Source organism: Flavobacterium sp. (assembly GCF_046317795.1).
Classification (GTDB): domain Bacteria; phylum Bacteroidota; class Bacteroidia; order Flavobacteriales; family Flavobacteriaceae; genus Flavobacterium.
Genome location: NZ_JBKCVI010000151.1, coordinates 1 through 12,788, shown reverse-complemented (window position 1 = coordinate 12,788; position 12,788 = coordinate 1). Strand labels below are relative to the sequence as shown.

The 12,788-nt window shown below is 43.2% G+C and carries 2 protein-coding genes; both read left to right on the top strand.

Features of this window, described 5'->3' with window-relative positions:
* Positions 1-535, top strand: a 535-nt coding sequence (locus tag ACK5ON_RS09140) for a T9SS type A sorting domain-containing protein (RefSeq protein WP_409821854.1), incomplete at its 5' end; no start/stop codon positions are given.
* 581 nt (positions 536-1,116) lie between these two features.
* A partial coding sequence (locus ACK5ON_RS09135; protein ID WP_409821852.1) for a hypothetical protein occupies positions 1,117-12,788 on the top strand: 11,672 nt, incomplete at its 3' end.

Genomic DNA, 12,788 nt, shown 5'->3' with positions numbered 1-12,788 from the left:
ATTGTGTGGATTGCCAACAACTGCATTAAATCAATCGTTAACGATAGTTCCTGTTTCAGGTGCCACTATTTACAGAGTATCATTGTTTGAACAAGTAGATGAGAATTTGGTACAAGTAGGTACACCTATCAATAGAACCGTGGCTAACTTTACCTTGAGCATGTTCACAGGTGCTACAGTTAACAAGAACTACGTAGTAACGGTATCGGTACAATTGGGTGGCGTGTTTGGACCAGAAGGAAGAGGTTGTGACATCTCTACATTTGTAGCCAGAACAGCTAAAGTACCGTTTGGTGCTACAGCATATCCAAACCCATTTGCAAGTGGCTTTAATATAAATGTTACTACTTCTGTAGACAGCACACCAATTGCTATCAAAGTATACGATATGGTAGGAAGATTGATTGAGCAACATACAGCTCAAGTTAATGAGTTAGAGACTACAACTATCGGAGAGCGTTATCCAAGTGGGGTTTACAATGTTATTGTAACCCAAGGTGAGGAAACGAGAACGTTGAGAGTAGTGAAAAGATAATCGAAATACGAGGTACGAAGTTGGGAGATGATAGATTGGAGTATTAAGTATTAAGTATTAAGTATTAAGACTAAATAGTACTAAAATCCCTGTCTCGTTTGTTAACGAGATGGGGATTTTTTATTGGATTTTGGTTTGAGGTGTTTAGTTACACAAACCTGCTTGGCAGTTAGGGTGATTGCTGCAAAGTCGCTAAATCGCGAAGTTTTTATTCATTTAGTTGTTTTTTTTCTGTTAATCCGTTTAATCTGTGGTAATCTGTGGCTTTTATTTGGGTTTAACTACAAACCTGTCTGCCATGCCTACGGCGGGTAAACCGGCAGTTAGGGTTCCACGAAGATTTTTGTAAAGGTTCACAAATTTTCAAATAAAAAAAATTACTCAGTTTAGAAAAATATAATTTGTAAGTTATTATGTATTATAAATATAATATTATGCATTTCATCGATTTTTTAATACATTTTATCTATTTTTTAAAATTATTCTATAGTTTTGTGATGTCAAATAATCATTAATTAATTAGAGCTTTATTTATTAACTAAATTAAATAGTTTAATTTTAAGCGTAATTACATACAAAACATGAAACAATTATCACTCAAATCGAAAAAAGTAAATTTGTTGTTTTCTTTTAAAGAAAAAAAACAAGTTAAAAAAAGTACCTTTTCTATTTCAACAAAAGTGCTTGTATGCTTCTTTGTTGTGTTGTCATTAACTCCTTTTGCAAAAGTAAACGCCCAATGCAGTACTGTGATTAGCAGTTCGCTGCCGATTAATTCAGTGGCAACAGTTACTACATTTGCGGGCAGTGGCGCCGCAGGCACTACTAATGGTACTGGCACTGCAGCTTCTTTTAATACTCCGATTGGAGTGGCCAGAGATGCTGTAGGGAATGTATATGTTGCTGACTTATACAATAATTTAATACGTAAAATCACTCCAGCAGGTATCGTAAGCACTTTTGCGGGCAGTGGGGTTGCAGGCAATGCCAATGGCACCGGAACGGCTGCATCGTTTAATAGCCCTATCGGTATAACCACCGACCCTTCAGGCAATGTTTTTGTAGCTGATTTGGGAAATAATTTAATCCGTATGATTACGCCAGCAGGGGTCGTGAGCACCTTAGCGGGAAGTGGTATTGCGGGTAATACCAATGGCACCGGTACCGCAGCTTCGTTCAGAGATCCTTTTGGGTTAGGTACCGATGCAGCAGGAAACGTATATGTGGCAGAAAGAGGCAATGACCTTATTCGTATGATAACACCAGCGGGTGTGGTGACTACTTTCGCTGGCAGCGGTGTTTCGGGCAATGCCAATGGCACCGGCACTGCAGCTTCGTTCAACAATCCTACCGGTATCGATACTGATGCGGCAGGCAATTTATATGTATCCGATTTTGGGAACAACCTTATTCGTAAAATAACGCCTGCAGGGGTAGTAACCACTTTAGCCGGCAGCGGTGTTCCTGGATTTACCAATGGAACTGGCACTGCAGCTTCATTTAATGGACCCTTTGGAGTAGGTACTGATCCATTAGGGAATATATATGTGGCAGACAGGGGTAATAATGTACTTCGAAAAATTACACCAGCTGGGGTTGTAACTACTTTGGCAGGAAGTGGTGTTAGTGGCAACGCAAACGGAACCGGTACTTCGGCTTCCTTCAATGCTCCGGTGGGTATAACTACCGATGCCATTGGTAATATTTATGTGGCAGATCAAAACAATAATGTTATTCGCAGAATAGTTACCAATGAAACAGTGAAAGTATGTAGCGGAAGTCCGGTTACCTTAACTGCAAACGGAGGCGTAAGTTATTCATGGTCGGGCCCACAAGTGATCACCAATGGGGTTGCTTTTAATGCAACAGCCAGTGGGGTGTTTACCGTTACGGTTACTACTGCCGGTGGTTGCACCGTTTCTGATGTGATTACTATTGACATTAGTTTACCAACAGTAAGTGCGGCCTCTAGTACCCCATCCGTTTGCATCAACACGGCCTTAACAAACATTACGCATACGACCTCAGGATCACAAGGAATAGGAAGTGCAACAGGATTACCGGCAGGTGTTACTGCTTCTTGGGCAACCAACACCATTACCATTAGTGGTACACCCACCACTGACGGAACCTTTAATTACACTATCCCTTTAATTGATGGTTGCGGTAGCGTTCAAGCAACTGGTACCATTACGGTAGCGACGGCTATCACCGTAAGTGCTGCATCCAGCACGCCAACCTTATGTATCAACACAGCGCTTACACCCATCACCCATACAACAACTATGGCAACAGGTATTGGAACTGCAATCGGATTACCAACCGGTGTTACGGCAACTTGGGCGAGCAATACCATTACCATCAGCGGAACACCAACTTCATCAGGAACATTCATATACAATATTCCTATACTAGGTAGTTGTGCAACTATAAATGCTACAGGAACCATTAATGTTAATCCAGCTAATACTATTGTACTATCTTCAGCTTCAGGCCCAGATGTGCAATCATTATGTATTAATACACCCATAATCAACATTACTTATAACACTTCGGGGGCAACGGGTGCAGTATTTACCGGGCTACCTGCAGGAGTTACCGGAACCTGGGGTTCTAACCTGGCCACCATCAGCGGAACACCAACTGTTACTGGTACTTTTAACTATACGGCAACTTTAACCGGTGGTTGCGGAACCGCTTCCGGAACTATTACCATCGTATCCGTTGCACCGGCTTCGAGTGCTCCTCGCGTATGTATCAATACAGCTTTAGCAGCCATAACACATGGCACCGTTAATGCTACAGGCATAGGAATCCCTAGCGGCTTACCACCAGGGGTAACTGCCTCATGGGCAAGCAACACCATTACCATCAATGGCACTCCCACTGTAATAGGAACTTATAATTATACTATTCCAGTAAACGGTGCTTGCAATGCTACTGGAACCATCATCGTTGATGCGAGTGTTGCCGGCATATCCTTAGGTACGATTCCTGCTATATCGGTGGGTACCACTACGGTAAATTTACCTTTTTCAAATGCTACTGGATTTGCTAACTATAATATTACCTGGAGTGCAGCTGCCATAGCGGCGGGGTTTGTTAACGTTAATAATGCATTATTGACTGCTCCTACTGGTTTACTACCGATTACAGTTCCAGCAACTGGCCCGGTTTCAGGGACGCTTTATTCAGGTACATTCACTATCGTAACAAGTTGTACCGGATTCGTTACTAACTATGGTTTTAATATATCCTTCACAGGCAATAATGTGCTGGATAATGTAACCCTTACTGCTGCAAACTTTTCTACAGTTGCCTATGGCTTACGAAGATTGAGTACTACCTACAACGGACCTGTCATGCAAATAAGAAGAAGCAGTGACGGAGAATTACGTGATGTATATTTTAATGGTAGTGATGTTTTAGCATTAAACTCAATGGTGAGTGCTGTAGGTGGTGGCGGTGCAACGGCTACTACTCTTAGCAGTTGGATTGGAAGTAGTTCGGGAACAGTAGCCATATGGTATGACCAAAGTGGCCGATGGAGAAATGCAAGTCAACCCACTGTTGCCAATCAGCCACGAGTCATTAATGCTGGTGTCATCGAAACTCAAAGTGGTAAACCTTCTATTTTTTATACAGGTTCAAGTTTTCTTACGCATACAGAATTTCCTACCACTGGCTTTACGGGCTTCTCAGCCAGTGTCATTGCAAGATGGACCACGGTGGGTACCAGTACAGGAAATATTCAAGCATTAATAGATAATAATCATACCGGTGGACAAGGGTTTGTATTTCAAGATCGCCCTGATATGGCAGGAAGACCCATAACATACGGAATTGCAGCTTCGCCACAAGCAGGAGGGTCGCAGGATAATATACAAACGGGTAATGGAAGCAGCAGAATTCTAACATTTGTAGCAAACAATTCGATGGCTTCGGGTTTCAGGGATGGAATTACTTTAACTACTTCTCCGATGTCTGGAACGAATTATATTTTACAAAACAGATTCATGATAGGCGCTTGGTTTGCAAATGGTTCTGTGCAACGTTATACAACAGGACATATTCCAGAAGTCATCGTATTTCCTTCTGCTTTGTCAACTACTTCCAGAACATCGCTGGAGTGTAACCAAAGTGCCTATTATACTATACCTCTGGGGCCACCTACTATTACACTACTCGGCAATCCTAATCCGATTCCGGTTGGTACTACTATTGCAAATTTACCATACGCCAATGCCAGTGCCAATCAATACAGCATCACTTGGAACGCAACGGCTGCCGCGGCAGGATTTGTAAATGTAACCAATACGACATTACCTGTAAGTTCAATACCTATTGCCGTGCCCGCTAGCGGACCGGTAGCAGGATCATTTTACACGGGAATACTAAAAGTTAGTTTTACTTGTAGTGCCTCCGTAAGCATCGATTATCCGATTACTGTTTTTATTACGGGAAGTAATAACGTGCTGGATAATCTCAATCTAACCGCAGCAAACCTTTCTTCTGTAGCTTATGGCTTAAGAAAATTAAGTACTACCTATAATGGACCAGCCATGCAGATTAGAAGAAGCAGCGACGGTGAACTACGGGATGTATACTTTGACGGAACCGGCGTTTTATCATTAAGTTCATTAGTGAGTGCCGCTGGCGGTGGTGTTGCAACTGCCACTACCCTTAGTAGTTGGATAGGTGCCAATTCGGGCACGGTTGCGATATGGTACGATCAAAGTGGCCGATGGCGCAATGCGTATCAAAACATCATTGCCAATCAACCAAGGGTAATCAATGCCGGTGTAATTGAAACACAAAACGGCAAACCAGCGATTTTTTTAAACGGAACAACTTCTTACTTGGTTGAGTCTACTTTAACTGTTTCCAATCCTTATTCTATGAATACGGTGGCGTCTCGCACGGCGTCTAATGGAAATTATCAACGCCTCATCAACCTCAGCAGCACGGGCGATGCATTCGGTTTCCTGGGAGCCAGTGTAGGCAACTACGCCACATTTGCAGGCAATGGTGTCTCCTGGAACGATGCTAATGCTAACGCTCCTGCCAGAACAGTTGGATCCACTTCGTCTATTTTAACCATGACGGCTGCCACAGGCGGTAGCGGATTGCTTCCGTATGTCAATGGGATTGTTCAAAACGCTAAAAATGGAACAGCCGCAACTTCAACAGGGTTTTTAATAGGGGCACCTTACAGCGGAAATCAATTAGCCCAATTATGGACCGGTTACATTTCTGATTTTGAAATTTTCCCTACAATACTGCCAGCTACGGCAAGAATAGCAATGGAATGTAATCAATCTTTATTTTATAATATCAACACCAACAATTTAACATTAGGTGAAACAACTCCAGTTGCTGTGGGCAACACCTCTACAAGTTTACCCTTCTCAAATGCTACTCAAATTACAAATTATAGTATTACCTGGGCTGCAAATGCCATCGCTGTCGGATTTGTAAATGTTACGAATGCAGTGTTGCCAACAAGTCCAATTCCTGTTGCACTGCCAGCCAGTGGCCCTGTAGCCAATACCCATTATACCGGATTACTTACAGTGGTGAACAATTGTACTGGATTAGCATATACTATTCCATTTAATGTCTACTTCATCGGAAATAATGTACTGGATAATCTCAATCTTACTGCATCAAGTCTTTCCTCTGTTGCCTTTGGCTTGCGAAAACTGAGCAGCACCTATAACGGGCCTGCCGTAAAAGTGAGAAGAAGCAGCGATGGCGAGCAACGCGATGTGTATTTTGATGGAACGGCCTTGTCGTTAAACTCCCAGGTTAGCGACGCAGGTGGTGGAGTGCCAACAGCGACTACCCTTACCGCTTGGATAGGAAGCAATTCGGGAACCGTAGCCATTTGGTACGACCAAAGTGGTTTATGGCGAAATGCTGTGCAAAGTACAGTAGTCAGTCAGCCACGTTTAATAAATGCTGGTGTTATTGAATTGCAAAATGGCAAACCAACACTAGTTTTCTCGGGAGCGCAATCATTTCAAAGTGCTGTTACTTCCACGCAGTGTGCAGGAGCGGGTATCAATACTACCAGTAATTTTGTTTTTCAAAATAGTAATGTTAACTCTTCTTTGTTAAACTCAAATAATTATAATATCCACGCAGCTTGGTCTGATGGAAATACCTACTTCGATATTCCTAACAGAATCGTTACCGCATTAACTTGGTCCAATTATTCCATCGGTACTTTTAGAAGAAGCGGCACACAGGCAGATGTTTGGAAAAACGGAACTAATTCTTTAAATACCTCAACGATGAGCGGCACCATAAGTGGCGCTGCACCCATGTCGATTGGATCGAATATAAATGGAAAATTAGGTGAGCTTACTATTTTTCCAAGTGGCTTAACAACAGCTGCGAGAATAGCGCTAGAATGCAATCAATCGGCCTATTTTAATTTTCCTACTACGACGCCTTCGTTAACGCTGGGGCAATCTACTCCCATTACCGTAGGGACTACCACAACAAATTTACCCTCCTCCAACATTATTGGAGTATCAAATTATAATATCACCTGGAACGCAGCAGCTTTGTCGGCAGGATTTGTAAATGTTACCAACGCCTTATTTGCAAACCCATTGCCTATTGCCGTGCCTGCTACTGGCCCAATAGGGGGTCAATTTTACTCGGGCGTTTTAACCGTAATTAACAATTGCTCGGGTTTGAGTACAAACTATGGATTTAATGTATACTTCATAGGCAATAATGTGCTGGATAATCTTAGTCTTACCGCAACAACGCCGGCTGCTGTTGCTTATAGCTTGCGAAAACTGAGCAGTACCTATAACGGACCTGCCGTACAAATAAGAAGAAGCAGCGATGGCGAGCAACGCGATGTGTATTTTGATGGAACGGGTGCCTTGTCATTAACAACATCACAGGTAAGTGCTGCGGGAGGTGGTGAAGCAACAGCGACTACCCTTGACTTATGGATAGGGAGCAATTCGGGAACGGTAACGGTTTGGTACGATCAAAGTGGTTTGTGGCGAAATGCTACACAAAACACAGTAGCCAATCAACCACGGGTCATTAATGCTGGTGCTATTGAATTGCAAAATGGCAAACCAACCTTGGTTTTCTCGGGAAATCAAACTTTTCAAAGTCCGATAACTTCTAATCAGTGTTCAGGAGCGGGTATCAATACTACTAGTAATTTTGTTTTTCAAAATAGTACTGTTAACTCGTGTTTGTTAAACTCAACTAATTATAATATTCACGCACCTTGGTCTGATGGGCAAACCTACTTCGATATTCCTTCCAGAATCAACACCCCTTTAACATGGTTAAACTACTCCATCGGTACTTTCAGAAGAAATGATTCTCAGGGTAATGTATGGCGAAACGGAAATAATTCTTTATCCAGTTCAACGATGAGCGGAACCATAAGTGGAACAGCTCCTATGTGGATTGGATCTAGTAATGGCAATGGTAACTTTATAAACGGGAAATTGGGAGAGCTAACCCTTTTTGCCAGTGCAATATCAGCGCCTGCTAGAACCGCAATGGAATGTAATCAGGCAGCTTATTATACTATCACTATGGTTGCGCCAAATTTGACACTGGGTACTTCAAGTCCAATTTCATTAGGTACTACCACTGCAAATTTACCTTACACCAGTGCCAACGCAACGAATTACAGTATTACCTGGAGTGCAGCTGCTATCTCAGCAGGATTTGCAAATGTTGCTAGTACTGTATTGCCAGCAGCGTCAATACCGGTACCGGTACCTGCAGTTGGCCCTGTAGGCGGACAATCGTATACGGGTGTTTTAACAGTAACCAGCAGTTGCTCCGCGGGCAGTGCAAGCTATCCGTTTACCATTTTTATAACCGGGAATAATGTACTAGATAACGTAAACCTTACCGCTGCAAACTTTTCAGCGGTTGCCTATGGTTTGCGCAGATTGAGCAGCGCCTATACCGGTCCTGTTATGCAAATAAGAAGAAGTAGCGATGGTGAGTTGCGTGATGTATTCTTTAATGCAAGTGGTGTTTTAGCTTTAAATTCTGTAGTGAGTGCACCAGGTGGTGGCGCTGCAACTGCCACTACCCTCAGCAGTTGGATAGGTGCCAATTCGGGTACAGTGGCCGTATGGTACGATCAAAGTGGCCAATGGAGAAACGCAAGTCAACCTACTCCTGCCAATCAGCCACGTATCATCAATGGAGGTGTCATCGAAACGCAAAGTGGTAGACCTTCAATTCTTTATACAGGTTCAAGTTTTCTTACCCATACTGCCTTTCCTACTACTGGTTTTACGGGCTTCTCAGCCAATGTGATTGCTAGATGGACCACAGTGGGTACCACTCAGGCAACAATACAAGCCTTATTAGATAATAATCATGGTAGTGGCCAAGGATTTATTTTTCAAGACCGCCCTGATATTATAGGAATGCCAATTAATTACGGGGTTGCAGCCACGCCAGTATGGGGAGCGTCTCAGGATAATATACAAACAGGTAATGGAAGCAGTCGCATTCTAACATTTGTAGCAGACAGTTCGACAGCTTCTGGTTTCAGAGATGGTATTGCTTTAACTACTTCCGCGATGTCTGGCACGAATTATATTTTACAAAACAGATTCATGATAGGCGCTTGGTTTAATAGTGGAAGTATCACACGATATACAACAGGAAACATTCCGGAAGTAATCGTATTCCCAAATGCTTTGTCAACCACTGCAAGGGTATCACTAGAGTGTAATCAAGGTCTTTATTATAGCATACCCATTGTCACACCACCTGTACTCACATTGGGAGCTTCCACTCCTATTTCACTAGGTACTACCACTGTCAATTTATCTTACACCAACAGTACTGCAACACGATACAGTATCACTTGGAACGCAGCTGCTATCGCAGCAGGATTTGTAAATGTTAGCAATGTAACGTTACCGGCAGGTTCAATACCTGTTGCAGTTCCTGCAGTTGGTCCAGTAGCAGGACAATGTTATATGGGTATCTTGAATGTTTCAACGGGTTGCGGAAGTACAAACTACCCGTTTACTATCTTTATCACTGGAAACAATGTTTTGAATAATGTGGCTCTTACTGCAGCAAACTTTTCTTCTGTTGCTTATGGTTTAAGAAAGTTGAGCAGCGCTTATAACGGCCCTGCCATGCAAATAAGACGCAGTAGTGATGGCGAGTTGCGTGATGTGTATTTTAATGCAAGTGGCATCTTAACTCTAAGTTCATTCGTGAGTGCAGCAGGTGGTGGCACTGCGACGGCTACTACCCTTAGTAGTTGGATAGGTGCCAATACAGGAACTGTAGCCATCTGGTATGATCAAAGTGGACAATGGAGAAATGCAAGTCAACCTACTGCTGCCAATCAGCCACGGGTGATTAATGCCGGAGTATTAGAAACACAAAACGGAGTTCCGTCTATTTATTTTACAGGTTCAAGTTTTCTTACACACACTGCATTTCCAACTACAGGATTTACGGGCTTCTCAGCCAATGTAATTTCAAAATGGACTACAGTGGGTAGCACAACCGCATCTATTCAAACATTAATAGATAATAACTATGCCGCTAATCGAGGATTTGTAATTCAAGACAGACCTGATGTGGTTAATAAACCGATAGGATTTGAAATTAAAGCTGCTGCTTCATTCCCATCATTACTAGACAATACACAAACTGGTAATGGCAATTGCCGTATTCTCACCTTTACAGCAACAAATACTACTGTTTCAGGGTTCAGAGATGGAAATGCAATGCCAACAGCTTCTATCGCCAACACGAATTATATTTTACAAAATAGATTCATGATAGGCGCCTGGTTTAATAATGGTTCCATCTCCAGATATACAACAGGAAATATCCCCGAAGTAATGGTTTTCCCGTCTGCTTTATCCACAATTGATAGAATTGCATTGGAGTGTAACCAGCGTAATTATTATAATATTGCATTGCCAACAGTTACTTCTCCGTCGATTAACCCAACAGTTTGTATCAACGCTGCAATGACAAACATCACGCATACAACTATAGGCGCAAACGGTATAGGAACTCCAACAGGTTTACCTGCAGGGGTAACCGCTTCATATGCAAGTAACACCATCACCATCAGTGGTACGCCTACCGTTTCTGGCACATTCAATTACAGCATCCCATTAACAGAGGGATGTGGAGCAGTGAATGCAACAGGAACCATTATTGTAACCCCTACTAATACATGGGGAGCGGCCTCTTCTACCCCAACCGTTTGTATCAATACTACATTAACAAACATCACACATACTACTGTGGGAGCCACAGGAATCGGAGCTGCAACAGGCCTTCCGGCGGGAGTAACTGCTGCATGGGCATCAAACGTTATTACCATCAGTGGTACACCAACAGTTGCGGGAACCTTTCCTTACAGCATTCCATTAACAGGCGGCTGTGGAACAGTAAATGCAACCGGTACCATTACGGTTACAAATACAGGAACCGTTAATACCTCAGGGGGCTCTTCTACCACGCAAACCCTATGTTTGAACACGCCATTAAACAACATAACTTATAGCACAACAGGAGCAACTGGTATCGGGGCAGCAACAGGGCTTCCACCGGGGGTTACTGCAGCTTGGGCTGCTAACGTAATTACCGTTAGCGGAACACCCACTGTTGAAGGAACATATAATTATAGCATTCCGCTAACTGGTGGTTGTGGCAATATAACTGCCACTGGAACCATTACCGTAAATCCAAACAACACAGCTAGTGCAGCTTCGGCAACACCAACCTTGTGTATCAACAGTGCATTGACTGCTATTACGCATTCGACCACTGGAACACAAGGTATAGGAATTGCAAACGGTTTACCTCCGGGTGTTACTGCCAGCTGGGCAAGTAATATGATTACCATTACCGGAACGCCAACTGTTACAGGTACCTACAATTATTCCATTCCTTTAATTGCTATTCCAATTATAGGCAGTTGCGGTGTGGTAAATGCAACAGGTACCATAACAGTAATTAATAATACTGTTTCTGCAGCTTCATCAATGCCTACTGTATGTATCGATACACCACTCACAAACATTACCCATACTACTACCATCGCAACCGGTATCGGAGTTGCAACAGGGCTACCAACTGGTGTAACAGCCGCTTGGGCAAGTAATACCATTACGATTAGTGGTACACCTACCGTTTCCGGAACATTCAGTTACAGCATCCCTTTAACAGGAGGTTGCGGTACTATAGTCAATGCCACAGGAACCATTACGGTAAGAGCAAACAATACTGCGGGCACTGGCTCAAGCGCACCAACACTTTGTATCAATTCAGCTTTAACAGCGATTACGCATACAACAACAGGTGCAACAGGCATCGGAGCAGCAACGGGACTTCCGGCGGGAGTAACTGCAACGTGGGCATCAAACGTTATTACCATCAGTGGTACACCAACAGTGGCGGGAACCTTCCCTTACAGCATTCCATTAGCAGGTGGCTGCGGAGTAGTAGATGCAACGGGTAGCATTACAGTGGAAATTAATACAGCCGGACTACCTTCAAGTAATCCCACCCTGTGTATCAATGCGCCTGTACTACCCAATATTATACGAACTACAACAGGAGCAACTGGTATCGGGATTCCTACGAACCTGCCACCAGGGGTTACTGCAGTTTGGAATACAAATGTAATTACCATAAGCGGTACGCCAACTGCTAGCGGAATTTTCAATTATTCAATTCCTTTAACAGGAGGTTGTGGATTTGTGAATGCAACAGGTACCATCACTGTAAATGAAGATACCGTTTCTATTGCATCTTCCACGCCAACACTTTGTATCAATACGGCGTTAACTGCAATCACGCATACAACTACCGGAGCCACAGGAATTGGTGCTGCATCAGGATTACCTGCCGGTGTAACGGCTACTTGGTCAGCGGATGTGATTACCATCAGTGGGACGCCAACTGCTGCGGGTATCTTTGCCTATAGCATACCCTTAACAGGTGGTTGCGGAACGGTGAATGCCACCGGAACAATTACGATTAATGGACCATCCGGTCTACCTACTTTAGGTTCCTTGGTGCAACCAACTTGTGCCGCTATGATTGGAAGTTTTATCATTACCAATTACAATGCCTCTTATACTTATACTGCTTCACCTTCAACTGGTGTAGTGATATCAGGGGCAAATGTCTCAGCTCCAGCGGGTACGTATACCATTTCAGCTTCTTTTGCAGGTTGTTCCTCTCTACCCTCTGC